Source organism: Mycobacterium sp., from assembly GCF_008709575.1.
In the GTDB taxonomy this organism is placed as follows: Bacteria; Actinomycetota; Actinomycetes; order Mycobacteriales; family Mycobacteriaceae; genus Mycobacterium.
In genome coordinates this window covers 17,546-40,749 of sequence record NZ_VYIK01000021.1, presented here as the reverse complement: position 1 = coordinate 40,749, position 23,204 = coordinate 17,546, and the positions used below count along the sequence as shown (strand labels likewise).

Sequence of the window (23,204 nt, the reverse complement as noted above, 5' to 3'; positions counted from 1 at the left end):
TTCATCTGCGTGCTGCAGCAGATCTCCGCGTGCTCTTCGTCGGACTGACATGGACACGCCTTCTCGTAAACCAGCGCCGCTCCGCACTGTTCGCACTCGTATCGATCTCCGACACTTCGACCCATGGCAACCTCCCTGACGAGATATCCGGACCAGCCCCGTTGGGGTCCTGGGAGGGACGGCTACCCCTCCTTGCGAATCAGCCGCCACAGCGCCTGGTGATCGGGCGCCAGCAACTCCTCGATGCGCGGATGATTCACCTCGGCGACGATGATCTCACCCACCTCCTGGTGGACGTCACTGAAGATGCCGTGGGACTTCATCTTCTCGGTCTGGTAGAGGTTGTCCTCGGTCGGGGTGACGTAGTGCACCGCGTCGGCCTTGAAGCGATGCACCAGCCACAGGTGGATCAGCGTCATCAGACGCTTCTGGCGCAACGATTCGGCGTAGGTGTTCTGATCGCGCACCGTAAGGATGGTGATGCCGCGGCGGTCTTGGAACGGTGCGAAGATCACGTTGGCGAGTTTGTCCTCGGCGTCGCCCCCTTCTCGATAGATGACCAGCTCGAGCAACTCGGAGCCGGCGCGCAGCGGGCGCAGCTGAACGCGGAGCTTCTCACCGAGCCGGTAGTGCTCGCTCCACATCGCCAGCCATTCCTCCAACAGCTTGCGCGGCACCTCGGTCTGCACGAGATGCTGATGCTGCGTGGAACCCTTGCCCATCGCCTTGGTGGTCGCCGTCCGGCCCGACGAGGCCGCCAGCGCCGCATCGCTGCGCGGCCCGCCCACCAGGGTTTGCGGTGTGCGATAGGGCGATTCGACCAGACGAAGTTGGCGCTGCAGACGAGCCAGCGCCAACATGCCGTCGGTGCGCAGCGCGGTCGCGAACTCCTCGGCGGCCAGGCCGTCGATCTGATGGCCGCCGTAAGTGATGAAGTTGAAAACGAAGCCCATCTTGCCGAGTTCTTCGGGGAACGCCCGCATCTGTTCGTCGGTCATGCCGGTGGTGTCCCAGTTGAACGAGGGCGAGAGGTTGTAAGCCAACATCTTGTCCGGGAATTGCGCATGGATCGCGTCGGCGAATTGGCGGGCTTCGGCGAGATCGGCAGTCTTGGTTTCCATCCAGAGCAGGTCGGCGAACGGCGCTGCGGCAAGGGACTTGGCGATCGCATACGGTATGCCGCCGCGGACTTGGTAGTACCCTTCGGGTGTTTTCGCCAACTCCGGGTCCCAGCGGGTGTCGGCACCCAGTTCTTTCGCCTTCTGGCGCGCGGTGTACAGCGATGCACCCGCGGCGAACTCGCGCCACTCGGCGGCACTCATGTCCCGCGGCTCGTCCTCGCGTTCGGCGAATTCGAGCACTTCGGCCACGGCCTCGCCGTAGGTCATCAGCCCGGCGTCGTCTTCCCAGATGTCGACGAACCGCGACTCGACTTTGTCGTAGAGGGCGTCGAGGGATTGCCGCGCGCCGTCGTGCCAGGCCGCGGCCGCCTGCGCAATGAGATCGGCAATGCCCCGGCGTTCCAGCCAGGCATCGGCAGCGGCGTACTCGCCGTCGGGCAGGGCATAGAGCAGGTGACCGTTGAGTTCCTTGACGCCCAGCTCGTAGAAGCGCCGCATCATCGCCAGGACGCACGACTTGTAGGACGGAAGCTTGACGTTGGTCACGCCCAGCAGGAACGGTTGGTCGCGCTCGTCGGCGCGGCTGTCGATCAGGTTCCCCGCTTCGGCGTCAGTACGCGCCACGATGATGCCGGGTACCCGCATCACGTCGAGTTGGAACCGGGCAGCGTTGAGGCGCTTGATCTGTTCGTCGGACGGCACCAGCACCTTGCCGCCCTGGTGGCCGCATTTTTTGGTGCCCGGACGCTGGTCTTCGATGTGGTACCCCGCGACACCGGCCTCGACGAAGCGGCGGATCAGGTTGCGGACGTGGGGGTCACCGCCGTGGCCGGTGTCGGCGTCGGCGATGATGAACGGCCGGTAGTCGACGGCCGGAGTCGCGGCGCGCTGCTCTTCAGTCATCTGCTGGCGCAGGTATTCCTGATTGCGATCGGCGGTGAGCAGGGCACGCACCAGCCCGGCGGCCTCCTCAGGCACCTGACTCAGCGGGTAGCTGGCCAGGTCGGGTCCCGGGTCCTCGGTCGCGGAGCCTTTGGCCGAGGTTGCCCAGCCACCGAGGTAGATCCCCTCGATGCCCATGCGCTTCATGGTCACGGCCTGCCCGGGCGAATAGGGGCCGAACGTCGTGATGCTTTTACGCTGTGCGAACAGCTCGCGCAGCCGCTGATAGAAGGCCACCGCGGCCTCTCGCGCCACGGTGTAGTCGGTGGGGATCGTGCCGCGCTGCTCGACAACCTGTCGGGCGGTGTAGAGCCGAATGATCCCGTCGAAGCGCGGACTGTCGAAGTATCGCTGGGTGTCGATAACGTCTTGCTCGAACCGAGTGCGGGGCTGTGCTTCCGCTTCGATAGTGGTGGCCATGGATTTATGCTCCCTGTTCAGCTCGGTTCCCTGGACGAGGCAAGTGTATCTCCGGCCTGATTTGCTGCAGCGTGTTTGGTTGCGGCCGCGGTCATCGATGCAGCGCTGCCGGGCGCAGCGGTTCGACGCAGGGTCTTGGATAGCTTCGCTCGTGCTGCGGCGCCGCCCCACCGTGCTGGTTCAGCCCAGGCGCCGAGTCGCGCACCAGTCGTACACTGACGGTCCGTGGGCATGCAGGCCGGCTTTGCACCGTGGATGGTCTTCTGGGTGCTCGTCGCTAACGTTCCCCCTGGCGTTGCCGTAGTGGCCGCACTGGTGGTCGCGACAGCGGTTTTCGGCGTCAAGCTCGCGGCACGCTCGTCACACGGCGCGCTCGAAATCGGGGCTGTTGCGGTATTCCCGGTGCTGGCAATGCTCATTTTCAGCATGAATCCACGGACCGTGGAGCGGTGGGCGTTGGCGCTGAGCAACGCCGGGATCTGCCTGGCGGCGCTGACCGGCGTCCTGATCGGCAAGCCCCTCCTAGGGGTCGCAGGCCGTCGTGCCGACGCGGAGCCGTTCGTCCGGCTGACCACGCTGCTGAGCCGGGTGTGGGTGGCGGTGTTCGCCGCGATGACGGTGTCCTCGGCGATTCCGCCGATCGTCTCGGGGGACGTCACGATCGCCGCCTCGACGCGGCCGCTGGCTTTCGTCGGATATTGGGTGATCCCGGTGGGGCTGTTTGCGGTGGCAGCGCTCGTTACCGGAGCGCTGTTGGAAAGGGCCGCCATCGCGGTCGACAACGTCCCCCGTAAAACCACCTTTGTCGCGTACGGCGAAGCCACGATCGATGAGCTGTACTACCTGGCTCAGCAGCACGCCAACCGCGAAGTCGGCGCCGCTCGGGAGGCATATGACGTCAAGGTCGGGGGTATGGGCACTCCATTGGTGGGCGACGACTCCCGAAAGTCGTGGCCCGCGACCTACAAAGTCCGCGAGCGACGGTAACCATCGGCTTGCCGGCGGTAATCCTGCCGGATAGGCCGGGCCGAATTAGGGTGATCGCCATGGCAAGCTCGTCCAATCTGTGGGGCAGCCGCTGGGAGAGGGCGCCGCACGATGCGCCCATCCGGGATCAGGTGCTCAGCCGCAGGCGGGCGAGACAGATGAGCCGACGCTTCGCCGACGTCGGGGTGGGGATCTCGGCCGCACGGCTGCGGGAAATCGCGGCCGGCGCGCCGCCGGCGTCCGAGGAGTTGATCGACGTCAATTTCGCGCTCGCGGTCACCGAGATGAAACGTCGGGAGCGCGTCGCGAGGTTCAAGCGCAGCCGTCGCCGCGCTGCGCATTGGCTCATCTTGGCGGGCATGGTTTTGGCGGCATTGAACCTGCTGTTGTGCATGACGTACGGCTTCGTCACGCTGGTGCTGCACGAGTCCCCGTGGTGAATCGTTGGCTTGCTGTTCCGGTTGGCGGAATTTCTGCTGGTGCTGCTGCCGCTGGCCGGGCTGATCATGACCGCGGTCAAAGGGTTCTCCGCCCACCACCGACGAATCGAGCAGACGCGCTACCCTAGTCGGCCGGTGGGCGTGACGCATGCCAGCATTGAGCGCCGAGTCTTCGGCGCGATCTAAAGTGCCACGCTGCCCGCCGCGCAGTATCTCAGCGGCTCGTTGGGCGTGCATCAGGGCGCCGCTGCACAGGTCCGGCCGCCACCAGGACCACGCCGGCGGCAAACGTCAGGGCGACGACCCACGGGAAGTGTCCCGCCGGAGCGAACCCCGCAGCGGCGAGGAACCCCAGAGCATAGGCCGCCATCACCGCGCCGGCCAGGGTCATCGGTTCAGCCCAGCGGTGCGACACGGGTAAGGCGAGCATGGGGAGTGGAGCCGCGAAGAAGCCTCGCCGCCGCCACAACAGCGCCATCTCGACCGTGGTCACCAGGGCCAGGACGACCACCCACTCCAGCCGCGCCAGCCACCACGCCGGGGTTCCCTCGATCGGCTGCGGCAAGACGCCGGTTGGGTAACCCACGGCTGCCACGACGACAACTGGCACCATGTGCCATAGGTACAAAGCCATCACGTTGGCGTTTGCCGTGTGCAACACCCGCTGCACACGGCCGCGACGCAGCACGCGGTTGAGGGCGGGCGCGGCCGCCACGGCCACCCCGGCTTGCGCGCAGGCGAAGGCCAGCATCGCCACGGTGGGCGGCGACGAATTCTGCACGGCTTGACCCGGAACGCCGATCATGCTGATGGGGTAGGGGCCTCGCCAGATCAGCAGTGCCAGTGCGGCCGCCGACCCGGCGGCGAGGAGCGCGGGCCTGCGGCCGGCCAGCAGGCCTCCGCGCCAAACGATTCCCAGCTGGTAAAGCGTCCCCCAGCACAGCAGGTAGTTGAGCCAACCGAGATAGGGCACCCGGGCACCGAGCGCGAGCGCGTCCACCGCCGCAACCGCGACCATTAACACCGCGGGCACCCACAGCGCCCAACGACGATGTGCAGCAATGGCGATCGGCGTCGTCGACACCACCAGCAGGTAGACGGCGAGGAACCACAGATGCATCGCCACTGCCCAACCCGCGTAGTCGAGGACGGAGCGGGCCACGCCGCACAGCTGGCAAACCACCACGACCACCGACACCAGCCCGACGTAGACCGCTGTGGGTCCCAGCACCCGGGCCAGCCGATACCGCAGCCAGTCCTGGCGCGACATGCCCTCGGCCAGCCGGTGATGCGTCCAGGAGGCCGCGCTGGCATACCCGGCCGCCAGGAAGAACACCGGGACCGCCTGCAGCGGCCAGGTCAGCCACTGTGTCCAGGGCAGGTCGACGAGCGGGTTCTGGCGCCCGAAATGCCCGCCGTGATAGGTCACGCATCCGGCCAGCCAATGTCCCAGCACGATGAGGACCACGCCCGATACCCGCACAAAGTCCACCGCCAGGTCGCGGGCCGGCGGCGCGGTGCCGGGGCGTTCCATCAGCGCACGCCGATCAGCCGGGCATCGACTCGACGAGATCGCGGAAGCGCTGCGCCGGCTGCACGGACGCGCCCGCGGCGCGGACACGCTCGCACAGGGCCCGGTCGGATGTGACGACACGGATCTCGTGCGGACGCGGATCGGCGTGCACCAGCCGCACGATCTCGTCGTCGGCCGAATTCGCGGCCGGTCTGGGTGCATAGGTCACCGTGGTCATCGCCGACCGGATCTGCGCCGACGGCGGCCCCTCGAAAACCACCGTCACCTGCTCGCCGTTCTGCGAGGCCCAGCGGTCGAGCTTGTCCACCAGCGCGACCATGGCGCGGCGTCGGTCCGCCCACCACCCGTCGGCGCGAGTCCCGATCACATTCATGCCGTCGATGATCCAACGCACGAGCCCACGGTACGGCAAAGCTACCCCGGTGCCCGGTGGCCCGCGGGCCTTGGCAGACTGGGCCCATGGCACAGATAACGTTTCGCGGAAGCCCGATCAATACCGTTGGCGAACTGCCGGACGTGGGATCCCCGGCTCCAGACTTCGCTTTGACAGGCGCCGACCTCAGCCCGGTCAACAGTGCGCAGTTTCGTGATAAACCTTTGCTGCTCAATATCTTTCCGTCGATCGACACACCCGTCTGCGCGACCAGCGTGCGGACCTTCAACGAGCGTGCCGCCGACAGCGGCGTCTCCGTGTTGTGTGTGTCGAAAGATCTTCCGTTCGCCCAGCAGCGCTTCTGCGGTGCTGAGGGCATTGAGAACGTCATGGTGGCGTCGGCATTCCGCGACAACTTCGGCGAGGATTACGGCGTCACAATGGTCGACGGCCCAATGACCGGGCTGCTTGCCCGCGCTGTTGTGGTGATCGGCGCCGACGGCAAGATCACCTACACGCAACTGGTGCCCGAGATCGCCGCTGAGCCCGACTACGACGCGGCGCTGGCGGCGTTGAGCGAGTCGGCCTGACGGTCACACGCTGATTCGGTCAAATCCACAGGTATAAGCGGGGATTGACGGGACCGTCCCCTGGCGGCTGTCGGGAAAAGGACACCGGCGTTTCCAGGCCGGAGAGTTTAATCTTGATCGAGGTCGGATCGGCCGAGACGGCGACGATCGTGCCGATGTCGTACCTGTTGTCGTCGTCCCACTGGATGGTCGCAGCGCGCCCGAGGTGGTGGGCAGACAGGTCCTCGGGCGCGAACTGGGTGGGTCGCGCCGGCAGCGACGGCGGGGGCACGTGGCCGTGCGGCATCTGTTCGGAGGACGCCGACCAGGCGCGGTCGTCGCCGAAGTACTCCACGTCATCGCTGGTGCGCTCGACTCGGCGCAGCGCGGACGTCTGGTTCTGCCCGGACGGGGCATCGTCGTCGACCCACAGTCTCCAGCCCGGCGGTGGCGGTGGCCACGCCGGGTCTGGTGACCACTGCGGTGGTGGCACCCATCCCGGCGGTGGCGCGGGCCAGTTGGGGGGAGGGTTGTAGCGCATCGTCAGTCGTCGCTCCCTCGTCACCGTCAGCAGCCGCGCCACTCGGGCTTGCACCGTATGTGAAACCGTTGCGAGAAATCTGCTCAATTGTCGCGACAGTTTACCGCTCGGGGAGGAATTCTGTGCTCAGGAGCCTCGCCGTGACGACGACCATCACCGGTGGCTGGGATCATTGCAGGCGTGATCCGAGAAGGATGGACCGGACGCCTATGGGCCGAGGTGGCCGACACCTACACGGCGATTCTTCGCCATCCCTTCCTGGCCGGCCTGGCCGACGGGCGCCTGAACCCGGAGACCTTTGCCTATTACCTGATCCAAGACGGCTACTACCTGCGCGATTTCGCCCGCGCGCTGACCGCCGTGGGCAGCAGGGCTCCCACCCACGACGGCGTGAGTATGTTCGCCCGGCACGCCGCCGGCATCGTCGAAGTCGAGCTTGTCCTGCACGAGGCGCTGCTGCGTGACCTGGCCATCCCCGACGCCGCCATGCCCGTCGCGCCGACGACCCGCGCTTACACGAGCCACCTGCTGGCTATCGCCTACGGCGGCGGCTTCGCCGACGGAGTCGCCGCGGTGCTGCCGTGTTACTGGATCTACGCCGAGGTGGGGGACGAGCTGCTCCGGCGCGGCTCGCCCGATCCGCGATACCGGCGCTGGATCGAGACCTATGCCGACGAGAAGTATCAGAGCCTCGTCGGCGAGGTGCTGACGCTGGCCGACGACGTCGGTCAGACCTTGGGCGCGGTCGATGAGGCCCGCGCCCGGGCGCATTTCGCCACCAGCGCTCGCTACGAGTGGATGTTCTGGGACGCCGCCTGGCGACGCGAGGCGTGGCCCGTCTGATCCGGCGCTTACCCCTCGGATCAGAAGGGGAAGAACAGATCCGCGGGGTTCACGAACGAGTGAAAGTCCACCATCAGGGGAAGGTCACCGAAAGGCGTCACCAACGTGTCCGAGAGCGCATCGGGGGCGCCGGCTGTCGTCGGCGCGATGTCGGAGTAGAAGTTCTCGACGCCGTGACCGAAGTTGATGACGTCGAACACCGACCCTACCGGCGGGGCGCTCGTACCCCCCGTCGAGCCGGTCACGAGGATTTCACCGTCCCTGAAGCCGGCCGCGTTCATGATGACGTTGGCGTCGACCTGAAACGACCCGGCGGCAAGCGTGGCAGTAGCGGCGGAGTCGAAGAATTCGTTGAGGTGAACGCTGCTGACAGAAGGCAGGATCCCGGACACCCACGTCAGTGTTGTCGGTTCTGACAGGTTGTGCTCGAACCCGAAGAAAGCGAAGGGCTGCGCGGAGTCGAAACTGCCGCCGCTGGCGGTGACGACCGCTGGATCTTCGGTGGGGTGGTAGAGGAAGAACGAATAGCTGGAGTTGAAGGACGCATGGAGGTCTTTCATGAGGGGAAAGTCTCCGAACGGCGTCACCAAGATGTCCGACAGTGTGTCCGGGCCGCCGGGTGTCGTCGGAGCGATGTCGGAGTAGAGGTTCTCAAAACCGAGACCGATGTTGTTGATTTCGTAAACCGAGCCGACCGGTGGGGCGCTCGTTCCCGGCTCGGAGCTGGTGACGGCGATTTCGGAAAAACCGGGGCCCAGCAGACCCGTCAGAACGTTGTTGTCGGCCTGAAACGACCCGGCCGGCAGCGTGGCAGTGGGGGCGGTGTCGATGAATAACGTCTGGTGAACGCTCTGATAGAACGGCGGGATCGCCGCTATGCCGGTGACGGTTGTCGGCGCCGACGCATCGTGTACAAACCCGAAGTAATCCTGGTAGAAGTGGTCGAAAAAGGTTGACACGGCGGTGATATCGCTTGTGGAGGCGACGCCCGAGGATTCCGTGGGCACAGTCAACGGATCTGCCGGGTTGTAAAGGTAGTAGGCATTGTCCGGATCCAGGAAATCGTGTTGGCCGGTCATGATGGGGATGTTCCCGAACGGCGTCACCAAGGTGTCGGAGAGCGTGTCCGGGCCGCCGGGCGTCGTCGGCGCGACGTCGGCATAGACGTTGTAGAACCCCTTGGCGATGTCGATGATGTCGTACACCGAGCCGACCGGTGGGGCGCTCGTGTGTGCCTGGGAGCTGGTGACGAGGAGTTCGGAGGTGGCCGGGCCGAACGTCGTCGTTATCACCTCGTCGTTCACCTGGAACGCGCCGGCACCGAGCGCGGCAGTGGCGGCGGAGTCGAAGAATTGGGCTTGGTGGACGACTTGAAAAATCGGCGGGACCCCGGATACCGCAAAGACCGTTGTGGGTTGCGACGCGTCGTGCTCGAACCCGAAGAATTCCTGCAGCAGTGGGTCGAACACGGAGGAGTCGGCGGCGTCGGCAAAGGCCACGGACATCGGGAGCAACGCGGCAGCCAACACCCCGCAGGTGGCAGCGCCGAGGGTGAGCGTGATGCGACACGGCGCCACGGTGAAACTCCGACCTCGAATGTGAACTGGGTCACTAGAGGATAAACAGCCCTGGTCAGCGCGTCAATCAAGCGCAACTGAAGCCCTGCACCGCAGACGAAACCGTCTGCGGTGCAGCGAAATCCGTCGTTACTGGCCGACCTCTTGGTAACCGCTGCCCGCTGCGGTCAGTTTGCGGGTTGCTCGGGTTGGTCGGGCGGAATCGCTCCACCGCAGCCGCCGGGCGGCGGCGATGCCGGGAACACGTTGTTGCCGCTGTCGCCGACGCAGTCGTAGTTCCACGTCGGCCCGACCAAGACGTTGCCGCCCGTCCACTGGTGCCAGTATGACCCGTCAGGGTAGTGCTCGCCGTCGCATACGCGGAGCCGGCCCACGCCCCACTGCCCGCCCGGGCAGAAGTTTTTCGTCAGGTCCGGGTCGTGCGGGTCAGGCGGATCAGCGCTGGCAACCGCAGCAGACAACACAATCGCAACGACGCAGCCGACCGTCGCACCAAGGCGGGTTAGCCAGGTCGTCCCTCGGTGCGTTGCTGCCAACCGATAATTCACCATGGCTATAGGACTACTACGCTCAGGCTGTGGGCTACGAGAGTCGTCCCCTGCAGAAATGCCGGGATTTAGCTGTGAAGGCCTCGGCCAAACCAGTTTTACGGCGGCGTCTCAGCCTGCCGGCGGGCCGACGGTGACGTCGATCGTGTCGGTGTCGCCGTCCGACGCGATGACCAGTTCGGGAGCATCGGGTGCGGAGACGACGTCTCCACCGGTGACGCTCACCTGGTACCCGTTGGGAAACTCGATGGCGGGCACCGAGACGATGGTGGTCGAGCCGGGGGCAAAGCTGCCCACGCCGGAAGCTTTCTCGGTGGAGTAACTGAATTGGAAGATGTCGGTGCGGGCGTCGAACGACCAGGAATTCGGGGTGCCGGCAACCACCTGCGGGTACGGCTGGGCGAGTGTTGCCAGCTTGGCGGTGTCGACATTGGCACCGACCGGCGGCAGGTCGCTGTTGACGACCAGCTCATAAGAGGGGTGTTGCTCGTTGGGGTCGGTCAAGTCGTACTCCAGCCAGCCGATCCGGCTTTGGTTGGCACTGTGCATAGTGCTACCGAGGACGTTAAGGTCGTCCGTCCCGCCCCATTCCGTCATCAGCGCCGGGATATGGTGCGCTGCGGCGTAGGCGCCGGCCTCCTCGACGACGAGGCCCAGTTCCGCCGGGCACACGGCGTCGAAGATCGCAAGACCCGCCAAATTCGGTGCGCAGTAGTCGTGGAAGGCGAAGACGGTATGCGAGGCGTCCACGGTGCCCAGGTGGGTGTTCACCCCATAGTCGAAGAAAGAACTGGGTTCGAAATACACCGGTGTGGTCGGGTCGACGGCCCGGATCGCTTCCGCTGCTTGGTCGTAGAAGGGAGTCAGCTCCTGGGCGCCGAAGGCCGGACTGCCCAACAACGTCGGCAGCCATAGTGCGCCCGGCCACGGCTCGTTCATGATCTCGATGCCGACCACATCGGGGTTGCCGTTGAAGTAGGCCGCGACGTGTTCCAGGGTCAGGGCGTACTGGTTTTCGAGTCCGACCCCGTCCGGTCCCGGGGCGTTCGACCAGAACGCATCCCAGGCGTAATTCTCTGCCGGATCGACGACGTAGGTGAGAGGGAAGCCAGCCTCGATGTTGGGCAGGCCGCCGGTCTGCACCGCCCACGTCGGCGCGCTTCCGCCGCCGAACGTGGTGCTGTAAAGGCCTTGGGACATATCGAGGTCGGTGTAGACGCCGTAGCTGGCCAGGGTCTGCACCATCGTGTCGACCGACGCCAGATAGGCGTCGTTGAAGACCCCGGGCTCGGGCTCCAGATCGTCCCATTCGACGCTGAGCCGCACGGCGTTGAATCCGTGGTCGGCCAGAAATGCCGCATCGGCCTTGATCAGCGAGGGGCTGAGCGTATCCGGGTGGACGTTGAGCCCGTGCAGGATGACGACCTTGCCGGCGCTGTCGGTAAACCAGGTTCCGGTGGTCGAGATGGGCACCATTTCGCCGTCGGGGCTCCCAGCCGACGTTGCAGCATTGCTAGCGTCGGTCACCGTGCCGAAGTGGCCGACCGCGCCGTGGCTGCCGAGGATGCCGGTATCGCCGCCGGCCCCGCCCAGAGCGGGCAGGGCATCGGGGTCGGTGCCGTCGCCGCCGTTGCCACCCGTGCCGCCGGTGCCCAACAGACCGACGGTATTGCCGCCGTCGCCGCCGGCGCCGCCGATGCTCCCGTCACCGCCGTTGCCCCCGGGGCCGCCGTCGCCCAGCAGGATCCCGCCCGGTCCGCCGGCACCGCCTGGCCCGCCGGCCATCCCGGCTGCCGTCGCACTGGCCCCGGCTCCGCCTTGTCCACCGTTGCCGAGCAGCCCCGCCGGCCCGCCGGGCCCGCCCTGGCCGGCCGCGTCCGTGGCCCCGTTGCCGCCGTCGCCGAACAGCAGCCCGCCGGCCCCGCCGGTAGCCTGGGCCAACGAACCGTCCGCGACGCCGTTAGCCCCGTTTCCGATCACAATCCCGCTACCGCCGAGGTCCCGCCATGCGGTGTTGATCGAATCGTCGACCTCAATCCCGGTTGGGCTAAGAATCCAGTCCTGCTCGAGGGTGTGCAGCCGCGTAACGAGGGATCCCGCTGCAGAGGCTCCCGGACTGCTCAGGTCGGCCGCGACCACATGGTCGAGGCCCGCGACGGAGTCGACGATCACCTCGATGATCGAGTCCAGGACATCGGCGCTGGCCGGCGGCGCGCTGGCCAGCGGTGTCGCCACGAGGTTCACCAACCCCGCGACCGCAACCAAACCACCTGCACGACCACCACGGATGCCGCGGTGGGGAGCCATGGCGAGCCGACAGTAATCAGCTGGGGTACGCCCTGTCAACGGGCCGATACCCGCACATTTCGTGACGGTCTCGGTTGAGCAAAGTTACCGCAGCGTCCTCGCGCCCTGGCGGGTGACACCGTGTGGGCCTTTAGTCTGGGCTGCTATGGCCGGACTGAATCCTGACGTGCAGCCCCGCCGGCCCGCGCTGCGCATGACCGTGGCGGCAACGGTCATTGCCGTCAGTGCCGTCCTGGCACTCGCGATCATCCCGATAGCTCGTGCGGCGGCGCCCACGGCTACGTTGGCGGTGACATCGACGTGGCAGACCGGATTCATCGCCCGCTTCACGGTCACCAACCCCGGCGCGGTGCCGCTGACCGATTGGCAGCTCGACTTCGACATGCCGGCGGGCGAATCCATTGCCCACACCTGGAACAGCAGCTTCGCACGATCCGGCACCCACTATGTTCTCAAGCCTGCCAATTGGAATCGCATCATCGCACCCGGTGGCTCAGCTACAGGTGGGTTCAGAGGCGTGCTGACCGGTTCCTACTCGCCACCGCAGAATTGTCTGCTCAACAGGCAATATCCTTGCAGCTGACAGTTGCATCGCCGTGGAGATGTTGGACGCTTCAGCAAACGAGGACCGAGCGCAGCCCACGTCCGCGGCACTCACCCCACATCGCCATACGGATAACTCGACTGATGGAGGTTCCACTGGCCGCAATCAGGGGCAAGAACGTCGTCGACGTCGACTTCGAGTCCGCCCACCCGCGGGCCCGGATTGGACGCCGTGCTCACGATGCGTTGGTAGAGAACAGCGGCGGGGTAGACCTGATTGCCGGACCAGGCACGAGTTTGCCAGACCCACCGGCGGCCCGGTGTGCTCGAAAAGCCGACAACGCCGTCGGCCACGGCCCACTGGCACACTTTGATGCCGCCGTAGACCCCGGTGCGTTGAACCCCAAGAACGGAGTTGATTCCGCGAAACCACGGCAGCGCGAACCGATTCCACGTGTCGCGGTCGCTGTCCTCGTCGATGGAGAAGAATATCGGCGCGCTCTGGCCGCCGCCTGCCGCGGTGTGCAAGCGCCAAGCGGTGCGCGCGTCCGCGATACCGCCGGCGTAGCCCCGCGTGAAGTCCGACGGCGCCGTCCCACCCGGCTTGCCGTATTGGTAGTTACTGACGATCACCAAGCCCGCGGCGGTCAGTGACTCGGCGTAGGCCCGGGTAATGGGCTTGGCGCCAAAAGACGAGCCAGGACGCGACAGCGAGACATAGCTGACCACTCCGCTGTAGCCGGCAGCCCGGATGACCTCCGCGGGGATCTGGCGCGCGGCGAAGTCAATCAGTTGAGGACGGGCGGCGGCCGCCATGGGCATGCCGCAGCCGAGTGATGCGGCACCCAGACCGGCTAACCCGGCGGCGTAACGCAGTGCGTCGCGCCGGGAAACCGCACCCAGCCGCCTGGGTTCGGCTGCCGGAGGCAAATTGTGCATCGCGCGATGTTAACGATGCGAATGCTGCGAACGATAGAGCCCGAAAGGCCCAACGTCGATTGCGTTTCCAAATGGATACCGGGCGGTGACCGTAGGCCGGTCCTGCTGGTCTCAAGAGTGCGGTTTTACCTGACATAATGTCCCTTATCGGTAAATCTGACACTTGCTTGGGGTTATCCCCGCAGCGGATCAGTCCATCGCAGGCCCGGAAATCGACTGAAATCGGCGTCGGTGGAACACAGTTCTGCGCCGTTCTCGATAGCCAAGGCAGCCAGATGAGCATCGCTCGTCAAGTTGCCGGCCGTACCGAGCGACGTCAGTAACCCGCGGAGTACAACCGCGTGGCGATCCGTCGGATGCGCCACGGTTACGCAGGGTTGCTGTAACCATCCATCAACCACGTCCAACGATTCTTCGACAGTCAACGGTCGCTCAAATACCGCGGCGCGCGTCGATAGCCGGACAAAGCCGACGAGAACATGCCATGCGAAAGCAACGGTCTGCGATCCCGACAGCGTGTCATCGAGCCAATCCCGGGCCACCTCGTGACGTGGCGACGACTCATCGATCGCATAGACGAGGATATTCAGATCCAACAACCTCATTTGCGAAGAGCGAGCTTACGCAAAATCTCGACATCCTCATCGGCAGCCACCAGCGCCAACGCCTTGTCGATGTCGAATCCCGCCCGCAATCCCATGTGGCGACTTGGTGTGCGGTAGCGCTGCGTGGCCGGTTCGCCACTCAACCCCCGCCGCACCGCGTCGTTGAGCACCGCTTTGAAAGATGTTCCCCGCTCGCGCGCTAGACGACGCAATGCAGCGGCGACGTCAGGATCGAGCGTCACCGTGGTTCGCACCGTGTAATCGTAGCATCAAAACAGATGCTGTCATGATGCCACCACAGCAGGTGAGCACGTCACCGCCGCGGCGGTGACATACGACGGCCGAATGCAGCGGCACTGTCGCGATGACAGGCGAGTCCGATGCCAGAGCTCTAGAAACTCCAGTGGGCTGGCACGAAGCAACCGAACCAGCCCACTGTCAGGTACCAGAGTTTCTTAGACCGCAGTCACTCCTACTGCCTGGGGTCCTTTGGCGCCTTGTTCGATTTCGAACTGAACCCGCTGATTTTCCTCGAGCGAGCGATAGCCACTCCCCTGGATCGCGGAGTAGTGAACGAACAGATCCTTCGCGCCGTCGTCAGGGGTGATGAAGCCGAAGCCTTTCTCACCGTTGAACCATTTCACAGTTCCCTGTGCCATCTACTTACTTCTCTCATTTCAATGCGGATGACCAAATACATCCGCGCCGAAATCATAGCACGGGCTGGTCGCCTCGTCGAACACCGTTGTGGCACAATGACAATCATTGCCCTGCGCGACCGGAGTGGCGACCACGCCTGTGACCCGCGACACCGAGATGGCGACGCTGCGACGGATGCGACGGCGCCGGCTTTTCGGTACAGGGGCCGGGCGCCATGTCACCGGCCACCGCGCGCACGACGGCCGAATCGGCGGTGACCTCCTGCGGAGTGACACGGATGCCTGCACGGCGCATCAGCGCGTTCGTGTCCTTGCGCTGCTCGGGAAGGACGACGGTGACGACATCGCCCGGGTTTCCGGCCCGCGCCGTTCGTCCGGACCGGTGCAGGTAAGCCTTGTGTTCGGCGGGCGGATCGATGTGGACGACCAATTCGATTCCGTCGACATGCACGCCGCGCGCGGCGATGTCGGTGGCCACCAACACCCGCGCCGCACCCGTACTGAAGGCGGCGAGGTTTCGGTCGCGTGCCGGTTGAGAGAGGTTCCCGTGCAGATCGACTGCCGGGACACCGGATTCGGTGAGTTGTTTGGTGAGCTTGCGCGCTTGATGTTTGGTGCGCATGAACAGGATACGGCGACCGGAGCCGCGGGCGAGCCGGTGTACCAGCTCCTTCTTGGCTTGCGCGTCGGAAACGTGGAACACATGGTGGGTCATCTCGGGCACCGGCGAATTGGAGCCGTCGACACAGTGCAACACGGCGTTGCGCAGAAACCGCTCGACGAGCTTGTCGACACCGTTGTCGAGGGTTGCCGAGAACAGCAGCCGCTGACCGCCGCCCGGGGTGGCCGCCAGGATGCGGGTGACACCGGGAAGGAAGCCGAGATCGGCCATGTGATCGGCCTCGTCGATCACGGTGATCGCGATCGAGTCGAGGCTGATCACACCTTGTTTCATCAAGTCTTCCAGCCGGCCGGGGCAGGCCACGACGAGGTCGACACCGGACCGCAGCGCCGTCTCCTGCCGACCCTGCGGGACGCCGCCGAAGATCGTGGCCACGCGCAGACCGTTGACGGCGGCCAGCGGCTGCAGCGTCGCGCTGATTTGGCTGGCCAGCTCCCGGGTCGGGGCGAGGACCAGACCCGACGGTCGGCGACACCGATGCCCGGACAACCGGCTGACCAAGGGAATCGAGAAGGCGAGCGTCTTGCCGCTGCCGGTCTTACCGCGGCCGAGGACGTCCCGGCCGGCCAACGCGTCGGGAAGGGTTGCGATTTGGATGGGAAACGGATGGGTGATCCCGCGTGCCGCGAGCACTTCGATGAGTGGTTCACCCACACCGAGAGCGGCAAAGGTCTTGCCAGTAGTCACTGTGACGTCTTTCAGCGTCGGTTGTGCCGGGTCGACGGCGCGCTGCGCGCGGCCCGTCGAGCACAAGGTGGCGAGATTGCCGGTGGGCAAAATCGATCGCCGCGATACCAACCAAGGGCATGACGAAGAGTTTCACGGCGTGCCGGCCATCAAATCGAACAACCGGCAGTGCTGGCAGCATAGCAGCCCACGCGCGCATCCGCGGCCACTGCCTGTACAGTCGCAGGTGAACCGCATTTCACCGCGAATCGCCAGCGCGCTGCGAAAACAGCGCAGCGGCGATCCGATCGTCGCCCGTGGCCACCACGACGCACCGGCCGACCTGGGTAAGGACACCACATGGACACCTCCAACCTGTTTTCCCATCCCGATGCGCCGGACTGTGTCCGGTCGGTCGACGCCTCGGGGAAACCGGTCGAATATCCGACATTTTCGGACCGCCCCGACGCGGATCGCGAAGCAGGGCCTAAGCGCGATGGCGGACCAGCCTACCGTCCCTGATCCGCGCGAAACCGTCGCCGCGTTACGCCGTCTGGGGATCAACGCCGACGCGTCGGCACGCCGGCGCGCCGAGTACTCCTCGGACGCGTCGCTGTATCGGGTGATCCCGGCGGCGGTCGTGTTTCCCCGCCACGTCGACGAGATCGTCGCTATCGGCGAGGTCGGCCGTTCACTTGGGGTGCCGTTGACCGCGCGGGGCGCCGGAACGTCGATCGCCGGCAATGCCGTCGGGTCCGGGATCGTCGTCGATTTCTCCCGGCATCTCAATCAGATCCGCGACCTCGACCCGGAATCGGGGACCGTGGTGGTTCAACCCGGCGTCGTCCTCGACGACCTGCAGCGTGCCGCGGCGCCGTACAGGTTCCGGTTCGGCCCCGACCCCTCTACCCACAGCCGCTGCACGATCGGCGGAATGATCGGCAACAATGCCTGCGGTTCCCGGACCCTGGGTTACGGCCGCACCGCAGACAACGTGATCGAGCTCGATGTCGTCACCGGAACCGGTGAGCCGCTGCGGGTGACCGGATCCGCCGCGCCGCAGTCGTCACCGACCCTGGCCCGGCTGCAGAGTCTCGTCGGATCGCGTTTGGGCCTGATCCGCACCGAGTTCGGCCGGTTCAGCCGGCAGGTGTCGGGATACTCCCTGGAACACCTGTTGCCTGAGCAGGGCTTCGACGTGGCCAAGGCATTCGTCGGCAGCGAAGGAACCTGGGGCCTGCTGCGGGAAGCGACCCTGCGGCTGGTGCCCGAACCTGCGGCGACCGCGCTGCTGGTGCTGGGCTATCCCGACATGGCCGCGGCGGCCGACGCGGTCCCCGCGCTGCTCCCCTTCGGGCCGACGGCGCTGGAAGGCCTCGACAGGCGGATCGTCGAGGTGGTGGCCGGGCGCACCCACGGCCCCGGCGTGCCCGCCCTGCCCGACGGCGGCGGCTGGCTCTTCGCGGAGTTCAGTGGCGACCACGGTGCCGAGGTCGCCGCCCGCGCCGAGGAAGCACGCCGGGCAGCCGGCGCCACCGAAGGCTGGGTGGTGTCGCCCGACGTGGCCGCGATGCTGTGGCGTATCCGTGAGGACGGCGCGGGGCTGGCCCCGCGCGCCACCGACCCGGCCGGGCAATCCGGCTGGGAGGACGCCGCTGTGCCGCCGCACCACCTCGGCAGCTACCTGCGGGAGTTCAACGCGCTGATGGACGAGTTCCACCTGACCGGCGTCCCCTACGGGCATTTCGGCGACGGGTGCGTCCACATCCGCATCGACTTCACGCTGAACCACCCTGACGGCCGCTCCGTCTTTCGCGAATTCCTCACCGAAGCAGCACGTTTAGTCGCCAGATACGGCGGATCGATGTCGGGCGAACATGGCGACGGGCGCGCCCGCAGTGAGCTGCTGCCGCTGATGTATTCACCAGCGGCTATCGAGACGTTAGCGGCCGTCAAGGGAATTTTCGACCCCGACGACCTGCTCAACCCGGGGGTCATCGTCCGTCCACGGCAGCTGGACGCCGACCTTCGGGCGGCCTCCGTCCCGCCGATGCGGACTGGCCTGGGCTTCCGATACCACCGTGATCACGGCGATTTCAGCGTGGCCGTGCACCGGTGCACCGGCGTGGGAAAATGCCGGGCCACCGGCGGCACCGGCGTGATGTGCCCCTCGTTTCGGGCCACCCGGGACGAAAAGGATTCCACCCGCGGCCGGGCGCGGGTATTACAGGAGCTGGCCAACGGCACCCTGGTGCAAGGATGGCAGGCTCCCGAAGTGCTTGAATCACTGGACTTATGCCTATCCTGCAAGGCGTGCTCGTCGGAGTGCCCGACCGGGGTGGACATGGCGGCCTTCAAAGCCGAGGCGCTCTATCAACGCTATCGGCACCGGCCGCGCCCGGCGTCGCACTACGCGCTGGGATGGCTGCCGCGCTGGGCGCGAGCGGCCTCGCTGGTGCCCACCACGGTAAACCGCCTGGCAGCCGGTCGACTTGGCGCGCTGGGCAAGCGGCTGGCCGGCGTCGAGAGCCGACGCGACCTCCCCGCCTTCGCGGTGCAGACGTTCCGGGATTGGTTCAAGCGCCATTCGATCGTCCCGGGTGCGCCGGTGTTGCTGTGGGTGGACACTTTCACCGAGCACTTCACCCCCGACGTCGGCATCGCCGCGGTCGAGGTACTCCAACGCGCCGGGTATTCGGTGCGAATCCCCTCGCGGCCACTATGTTGCGGACTGACCTGGATCTCCACCGGTCAGCTCGACACAGCGCGAAAAGTGCTGCAGCGAACGATCGATACCCTGGAGCAGACGGCGGCAACCGGCGTGCCTATCGTGGGCTTGGAACCGTCGTGCACGGCGGTGCTGCGCGGTGACGCTGCAGAGCTGCTCAAGCCGACTGACCGCGCCGCCGTCGTCGCCCGGTCAGTGCGCACTCTCGCGGAGTTGCTCACCCGAACCGCGGGCTGGCAGCCGCCTGATCTGTCTGCGGCCACCGCGGTCGTGCAGCCGCATTGCCACCACCGCGCCGTGCTGGGATTCGGGACCGACCTCGCGCTGCTTGATCGCACGGGTATCACCTCACACGTCGTGGCCGGCTGTTGCGGCATGGCCGGTAACTTCGGCGCCGAGCGCGGCCACTTCGACCTCAGCGTGGCCATCGCCGAAGCCGCGTTGCTCCCGGCGGCGCGGCAGCATCCCGACGCGGTGGTGTTGGCTGACGGGTTTTCCTGCCGAGTCCAACTCGAACAGCTGGCCGGGCGTCGGGCCAGGCACCTGGCCGAGCTGCTGAACTCGAGTCCGGGGTAACCTGAACCGCGTGGGGTGTCGTTTCGTTTCCCGGGGGTCACCCCGCGCGTCGAGTGTGCGTCCAGGGCGGCGACACGCCGAGGGCCGCCGCCCTGGACGCACAACGGAAATTCACCTGCAAGGCCTCGACGACCCAAGCGTTAAAAATGGCCGACAACGTGGGGCAACGTTGTTAGCGTCCGTTGCGGGTTGAGGTTGGCGGAGGTCTGGATGGGCGGTCGCGGCAACCCGCGGAAACGGTCTGCGGTCCTGGCCGCCACTGGGAGCGGGGGACTCGTTGCGCTGTCTGCACTGACTGCGGCGGCTGCCTTCGCGACAGACGACGCCGCGTTGATCATGGGCGGCACCGGCACTCCGATTCCTCCCGAGAGCTATATCCAGGCGGTCAACGAGCTCTACTTGCACTGCGACCCGCCCGCGTGCGCCTTGCAGGGTGTCGACACCCCCGAAGGGCTGTATCCGATCGTGGGTGGTCCCAAAGAGCTGACGCTGAACCAGTCGGTGGCCCAGGGCGTCGCGATCCTCGACAACGCCATACAGGAACAGCTCGCCGCCGGGAACGACGTCACCGTCTTCGGCTACTCGCAAAGCGCGGTGATCGCCACCGAGGAGATGGAAAACATCGCCAACGGGATCGCCGGCATCGACCCGTCCCCCGAGCAACTGCATTTCGTGATGATCGGCGATCCCAACAATCCCAACGGGGGCCTACTCGAACGTCTCGACCTGCCGCCCAATAGTGACCCGACCGTCGCAAGCCTGGGTATCACCTTCAACGGCGCAACCCCGGTCGACGACTACCCGACCGCGATCTATACCGGGGAATACGACGGTTTCGCCGATTTTCCCCGCTACCCGATCGACGTGCTCGCCGATCTCAACGCGCTGCTGGGAATTTTATTCGTCCATACCGAGTACCCCGATCTGACTGCGGCCCAGCTCTCCAGCGCCGTCGAGGTGCCCACCTCGGCCGGATACGACGGCGCCACGACGTACTGGATGATTCCCACCGAGTACCTGCCGCTGCTGGATCCGTTGCGCGCCATCCCGGTCAGCGGGCCGATCCTGGCCGACTTGCTGCAACCCGACGTCGAAGTGCTGGTGAACCTGGGTTATGGCGATCCTGCCTACGGTTGGGTCAACGACAACGCCAACGTGCCCACCCCGGCAGGGCTGTTCCCAAGCCTGGCCGATTTGGAAAAGGTTCCGGGTCTGCTGGTCGCGGGAACCGAAGAGGGAATCCAAGACGCGATCAGCGACATTGAACACCCTGCGCAATTGTTCTCGCTGGCCAGCAACCCTGTTCTGCGGCTGTTGGAGGAGTCGTACGTCGCTGCAGTGACATTCAAAGACATCGCGATATCCCCTGGCTCGGACACCCCGCTGGGGATCGTCGACGCGCTGAGCGGCGCCGCCTCGAGCCTTTACGGGACCCTGCTTCCCACCGCAGATATCATCAATGCTCTGCTCACGACGGTTCCGGCCGAGGACCTTACGATTTTTGCCTACGAGCTCAGCCAGGGCAATGTGCTTGACGCGATCGGTATGCCGGTCGCCGTCAATGCCGCGCTGCTGCCGCTGGGCGGTCTGTTCGACATCATCGCGGTCGGCGAGGGCGTTTTCACGGCCGGTCTCGATCTGGCAAGCCCGTTTATCGAAATACCCGGTCTTATCCCCTGAACCGCCGCGGCACTCAGAGCATCCTGCGGCCGTCGGTGCCGAAAAAATGCAGGTGATCGGTGCGAGGGTGCACGCGCACCCGGCTGCCGCGCCGCGGAGGATCACCTCCGTCCGCGCGAACGACGATGGATTGGCCGGTCATGTCGTCCGGCGGGCAGGTCCGGCCGTACAGATACGCGTCGGCGCCGAGTTCTTCGACGACGTCGACTTCCATCTCCACGCCACGACCACCCAGCTCGAAGTGCTCGGGCCGGATTCCCAGGACAACCGCGGCGGCGCTGTCGGCCACCCGGCGCGGCACCGGAATCTGCCAGTCACCCAACGACACCGAGTGATCGGTGACCGGCAACGTGAAAAGGTTCATCGCCGGGGAGCCGATGAACCCCGCGACGAACACGTTGACCGGTTCGCGGTAGAGCTCCCGCGGCGACGCGTACTGCTGCAGCACACCGTCACGCAACACCGCGACCCGGTCACCCATGGTCATGGCCTCGACCTGGTCGTGAGTCACGTAGACGGTGGTGGTGCCCAGCCGCCGCTGCAACGCCGCGATCTGGTTGCGGGTCTGCACCCGCAGCTTGGCGTCGAGATTGGACAACGGTTCGTCCATCAAAAAGACCTGAGGGCGGCGCACGATCGCCCGGCCCATGGCCACTCGCTGGCGTTGTCCGCCGGAAAGATCCCTCGGTTTGCGATCCAGGTAGGGCTCCAAATCGAGCAGCCGGGCCGCGTCCAGGACTCGTGCGCGGATCTCGGCCCTGGGCGTCCTGGCGATCTTCAACGCGAAGCCCATATTCTGCGCCACCGTCATGTGCGGGTACAGCGCGTAATTTTGAAACACCATCGCGACGTCGCGGTCTTTCGGGTCATCATCGGTGACGTCACGTCCGCCGATTCGGATGCGGCCCGCATCCAGCGTCTCCAAACCCGCGATCATCCGCAGCGACGTCGTCTTGCCGCACCCGGAGGGCCCCACCAGCACCACGAATTCGCCGTCGCCGATCTGCAGATCCAGGCTGTCCAGCGCCGGGCATGCAGCGCCGGGATAACGGCGTGTCGCCTGCTCGAAGCTCACCGATGCCATCCACTACCCCCCGAACCCGCTCATCGCGATACCCCGGACAAACGACCGCTGCGCGACCGCGTAAATGATCACCAGCGGCGCCAGGATCAGCATCGAGGCGGCCATCAGCACCGGCCATCGGGCGACGTATTCGCCTTGTAGCCAGACCAGGCCCAGGGTCAGCGTGGCGATGCTCTTGTGCTCGATCATCACCAGCGGCCACAGGAATTCGTTCCAGACATTGACCCAGGTGAGCACCGCCAACACCATGACCGCCGGCTTGGTGTGCGGCAGCAGGATCCGCCAGTAGACCTGCCACGGTGAGCAGCCGTCGAGAATCGCGGCTTCCTCGAGCTCGTCGGGCAGGGTGCGGAAAAACTGCCGCATCAGATATGTCCCGAATGCGGTGCCGAACAACCCCGGCACGACCATCGCCCACGGGGTGTCGGTCCACCCGACCAGCCGCATCAAGATGAACTGCGGGATCACCGTCACCGTCAGCGGTACCATCAGCGTCCCGAGATAGCATACGAACAACGTGTCGCGGCCCCGGAACGACAACCGCGCAAACGCGTAGCCGGCCAGCGAGCAGAAGAACACCTGCCCGGCCGTGATGCATCCGGCATAGACCACCGTGTTGAAGAACATCCGACAAAACGGCATGAGCGCAAAGACCTCACGGTAATTCCCCCATTGCGGATGAGCCGGCAGCAACGCCGGCACACCGACCTCGGTTTCCTTCTTCAACGAACCCGACAGTGCCCACAGGATCGGAAACAGCGCGCACCACGCAATGCCGATGAGCGCGAGATAGACGACGCCGGCCCGCAGCATGCCGGACTTGATCACCCGCTCCCCCAT

General features: G+C 65.9%; 22 protein-coding genes. 8 read left to right on the top strand and 14 right to left on the bottom strand.

The genetic code is table 11. The features are described from left to right. Positions 1 to 182: 182 nt before the first annotated feature. A complete protein-coding gene (gene aceA / locus F6Q13_RS06780) occupies positions 183 to 2,483 on the bottom strand; it encodes an isocitrate lyase ICL2 (protein WP_293054271.1) in 2,301 nt (766 codons plus the stop codon). Positions 2,484 to 2,708: 225 nt separating this feature from the next. On the opposite strand from aceA, the gene F6Q13_RS06775 reads away from it, so the two are divergent. The 3 genes from F6Q13_RS06775 to F6Q13_RS06765 are packed head-to-tail and all read left to right on the top strand — an operon-like array spanning position 2,709 to position 4,096. Then, positions 2,709 to 3,470: a hypothetical protein gene (locus F6Q13_RS06775; RefSeq protein ID WP_293054268.1), complete on the top strand. Its 762-nt coding sequence runs from the start codon at positions 2,709 to 2,711 to the stop codon at positions 3,468 to 3,470. A 59-nt stretch (positions 3,471 to 3,529) separates the two neighbouring features. Continuing rightward, a complete protein-coding gene (locus F6Q13_RS06770; protein ID WP_293054265.1) occupies positions 3,530 to 3,910 on the top strand; it encodes a hypothetical protein in 381 nt (126 codons plus the stop codon). Positions 3,911 to 3,919: 9 nt separating this feature from the next. Then, entirely contained in the window at positions 3,920 to 4,096 is a 177-nt protein-coding gene (locus tag F6Q13_RS06765; protein WP_293054262.1) for a hypothetical protein, read from the top strand. A gap of 28 nt (positions 4,097 to 4,124) precedes the next feature. Here F6Q13_RS06765 and F6Q13_RS06760 read toward each other — a convergent pair whose 3' ends face one another. Together F6Q13_RS06760 and F6Q13_RS06755 are read right to left on the bottom strand one after the other, a co-directional pair. Next, the gene (locus F6Q13_RS06760; protein ID WP_293054259.1) at positions 4,125 to 5,444 is read right to left on the bottom strand and encodes an acyltransferase family protein; all 1,320 of its coding nucleotides are present in this window, start codon (positions 5,442 to 5,444) and stop codon (positions 4,125 to 4,127) included. A gap of 13 nt (positions 5,445 to 5,457) precedes the next feature. Further along, entirely contained in the window at positions 5,458 to 5,838 is a 381-nt protein-coding gene (locus F6Q13_RS06755) for an NYN domain-containing protein (protein ID WP_293054257.1), read from the bottom strand. A gap of 65 nt (positions 5,839 to 5,903) precedes the next feature. On the opposite strand from F6Q13_RS06755, the gene tpx reads away from it, so the two are divergent. Then, positions 5,904 to 6,407, top strand: coding sequence for a thiol peroxidase (gene tpx / locus F6Q13_RS06750; protein ID WP_293054254.1), 504 nt, complete (start codon positions 5,904 to 5,906; stop codon positions 6,405 to 6,407). A 19-nt stretch (positions 6,408 to 6,426) separates the two neighbouring features. Here tpx and F6Q13_RS06745 read toward each other — a convergent pair whose 3' ends face one another. Next, positions 6,427 to 6,969, bottom strand: a complete 543-nt coding sequence (locus tag F6Q13_RS06745; RefSeq protein ID WP_293054251.1) for a hypothetical protein — start codon at positions 6,967 to 6,969, stop codon at positions 6,427 to 6,429. A 141-nt stretch (positions 6,970 to 7,110) separates the two neighbouring features. Here F6Q13_RS06745 and tenA point away from each other — a divergent pair, with 141 nt between their 5' ends. Continuing rightward, on the top strand, positions 7,111 to 7,770 hold the full coding sequence (tenA, locus tag F6Q13_RS06740) for a thiaminase II (protein WP_293054308.1): 660 nt from the start codon (positions 7,111 to 7,113) through the stop codon (positions 7,768 to 7,770). Between the two features lie 20 nt (positions 7,771 to 7,790). Here tenA and F6Q13_RS06735 read toward each other — a convergent pair whose 3' ends face one another. The 3 genes from F6Q13_RS06735 to F6Q13_RS06725 form a co-directional block, all read right to left on the bottom strand. Continuing rightward, positions 7,791 to 9,347, bottom strand: a complete 1,557-nt coding sequence (locus tag F6Q13_RS06735; protein ID WP_293054248.1) for a hypothetical protein — start codon at positions 9,345 to 9,347, stop codon at positions 7,791 to 7,793. Positions 9,348 to 9,514: 167 nt separating this feature from the next. Next, positions 9,515 to 9,811, bottom strand: coding sequence for a hypothetical protein (locus F6Q13_RS06730; RefSeq protein WP_293054244.1), 297 nt, complete (start codon positions 9,809 to 9,811; stop codon positions 9,515 to 9,517). 195 nt (positions 9,812 to 10,006) lie between these two features. Then, positions 10,007 to 12,130: a cellulase family glycosylhydrolase gene (locus F6Q13_RS06725; RefSeq protein WP_293054241.1), complete on the bottom strand. Its 2,124-nt coding sequence runs from the start codon at positions 12,128 to 12,130 to the stop codon at positions 10,007 to 10,009. Positions 12,131 to 12,347: 217 nt separating this feature from the next. On the opposite strand from F6Q13_RS06725, the gene F6Q13_RS06720 reads away from it, so the two are divergent. Continuing rightward, positions 12,348 to 12,785 carry a cellulose-binding domain-containing protein gene (locus F6Q13_RS06720; RefSeq protein WP_293054239.1) on the top strand — a complete coding sequence of 146 codons (438 nt, stop codon included), beginning with the start codon at positions 12,348 to 12,350 and terminating at the stop codon, positions 12,783 to 12,785. A 71-nt stretch (positions 12,786 to 12,856) separates the two neighbouring features. On the opposite strand, the gene F6Q13_RS06715 is transcribed toward F6Q13_RS06720, so the two are convergent. The 5 genes from F6Q13_RS06715 to F6Q13_RS06695 form a co-directional block, all read right to left on the bottom strand. Next, complete coding sequence (locus F6Q13_RS06715; protein WP_293054236.1) at positions 12,857 to 13,684, bottom strand: DUF1906 domain-containing protein; 828 nt, start codon at positions 13,682 to 13,684, stop codon at positions 12,857 to 12,859. Between the two features lie 173 nt (positions 13,685 to 13,857). Then, the gene (locus F6Q13_RS06710; RefSeq protein ID WP_293054233.1) at positions 13,858 to 14,280 is read right to left on the bottom strand and encodes a type II toxin-antitoxin system VapC family toxin; all 423 of its coding nucleotides are present in this window, start codon (positions 14,278 to 14,280) and stop codon (positions 13,858 to 13,860) included. Positions 14,281 to 14,285: 5 nt separating this feature from the next. Further along, a complete protein-coding gene (locus F6Q13_RS06705) occupies positions 14,286 to 14,543 on the bottom strand; it encodes a CopG family transcriptional regulator (RefSeq protein ID WP_293054230.1) in 258 nt (85 codons plus the stop codon). 201 nt (positions 14,544 to 14,744) lie between these two features. Further along, on the bottom strand, positions 14,745 to 14,948 hold the full coding sequence (locus F6Q13_RS06700) for a cold-shock protein (protein ID WP_293054227.1): 204 nt from the start codon (positions 14,946 to 14,948) through the stop codon (positions 14,745 to 14,747). Positions 14,949 to 15,051: 103 nt separating this feature from the next. Next, positions 15,052 to 16,317 (bottom strand): DEAD/DEAH box helicase, encoded by a 1,266-nt coding sequence (locus F6Q13_RS06695; protein ID WP_293054224.1) that lies wholly within the window; start codon positions 16,315 to 16,317, stop codon positions 15,052 to 15,054. A gap of 475 nt (positions 16,318 to 16,792) precedes the next feature. Between F6Q13_RS06695 and F6Q13_RS06690 the strand changes: the two genes are divergently transcribed. After that, positions 16,793 to 19,600: an FAD-binding and (Fe-S)-binding domain-containing protein gene (locus tag F6Q13_RS06690; protein ID WP_293054221.1), complete on the top strand. Its 2,808-nt coding sequence runs from the start codon at positions 16,793 to 16,795 to the stop codon at positions 19,598 to 19,600. 210 nt (positions 19,601 to 19,810) lie between these two features. Further along, positions 19,811 to 21,280 (top strand): PE-PPE domain-containing protein, encoded by a 1,470-nt coding sequence (locus F6Q13_RS06685; protein WP_293054218.1) that lies wholly within the window; start codon positions 19,811 to 19,813, stop codon positions 21,278 to 21,280. 13 nt (positions 21,281 to 21,293) lie between these two features. On the opposite strand, the gene F6Q13_RS06680 is transcribed toward F6Q13_RS06685, so the two are convergent. After that, a complete protein-coding gene (locus F6Q13_RS06680) occupies positions 21,294 to 22,364 on the bottom strand; it encodes an ABC transporter ATP-binding protein (protein WP_293054216.1) in 1,071 nt (356 codons plus the stop codon). A 3-nt stretch (positions 22,365 to 22,367) separates the two neighbouring features. Then, complete coding sequence (locus F6Q13_RS06675; RefSeq protein ID WP_293054213.1) at positions 22,368 to 23,204, bottom strand: carbohydrate ABC transporter permease; 837 nt, start codon at positions 23,202 to 23,204, stop codon at positions 22,368 to 22,370.

What these genes read in the sequence shown, in the direction of transcription:
- aceA (WP_293054271.1), bottom strand. Translation starts at nt 2,483, where the DNA reads ATGGCCACCACTATCGAAGCGGAAGCACAGCCCCGCACTCGGTTCGAG.
- F6Q13_RS06770 (WP_293054265.1), top strand. Translation starts at nt 3,530, where the DNA reads ATGGCAAGCTCGTCCAATCTGTGGGGCAGCCGCTGGGAGAGGGCGCCG.
- F6Q13_RS06760 (WP_293054259.1), bottom strand. Translation starts at nt 5,444, where the DNA reads ATGGAACGCCCCGGCACCGCGCCGCCGGCCCGCGACCTGGCGGTGGAC.
- tpx (WP_293054254.1), top strand. Translation starts at nt 5,904, where the DNA reads ATGGCACAGATAACGTTTCGCGGAAGCCCGATCAATACCGTTGGCGAA.
- F6Q13_RS06720 (WP_293054239.1), top strand. Translation starts at nt 12,348, where the DNA reads ATGGCCGGACTGAATCCTGACGTGCAGCCCCGCCGGCCCGCGCTGCGC.
- F6Q13_RS06715 (WP_293054236.1), bottom strand. Translation starts at nt 13,684, where the DNA reads ATGCACAATTTGCCTCCGGCAGCCGAACCCAGGCGGCTGGGTGCGGTT.
- F6Q13_RS06700 (WP_293054227.1), bottom strand. Translation starts at nt 14,948, where the DNA reads ATGGCACAGGGAACTGTGAAATGGTTCAACGGTGAGAAAGGCTTCGGC.
- F6Q13_RS06690 (WP_293054221.1), top strand. Translation starts at nt 16,793, where the DNA reads ATGGCGGACCAGCCTACCGTCCCTGATCCGCGCGAAACCGTCGCCGCG.
- F6Q13_RS06685 (WP_293054218.1), top strand. Translation starts at nt 19,811, where the DNA reads ATGGGCGGTCGCGGCAACCCGCGGAAACGGTCTGCGGTCCTGGCCGCC.
- F6Q13_RS06680 (WP_293054216.1), bottom strand. Translation starts at nt 22,364, where the DNA reads ATGGCATCGGTGAGCTTCGAGCAGGCGACACGCCGTTATCCCGGCGCT.
- F6Q13_RS06675 (WP_293054213.1), bottom strand. Translation starts at nt 23,204, where the DNA reads ATGGGGGAGCGGGTGATCAAGTCCGGCATGCTGCGGGCCGGCGTCGTC.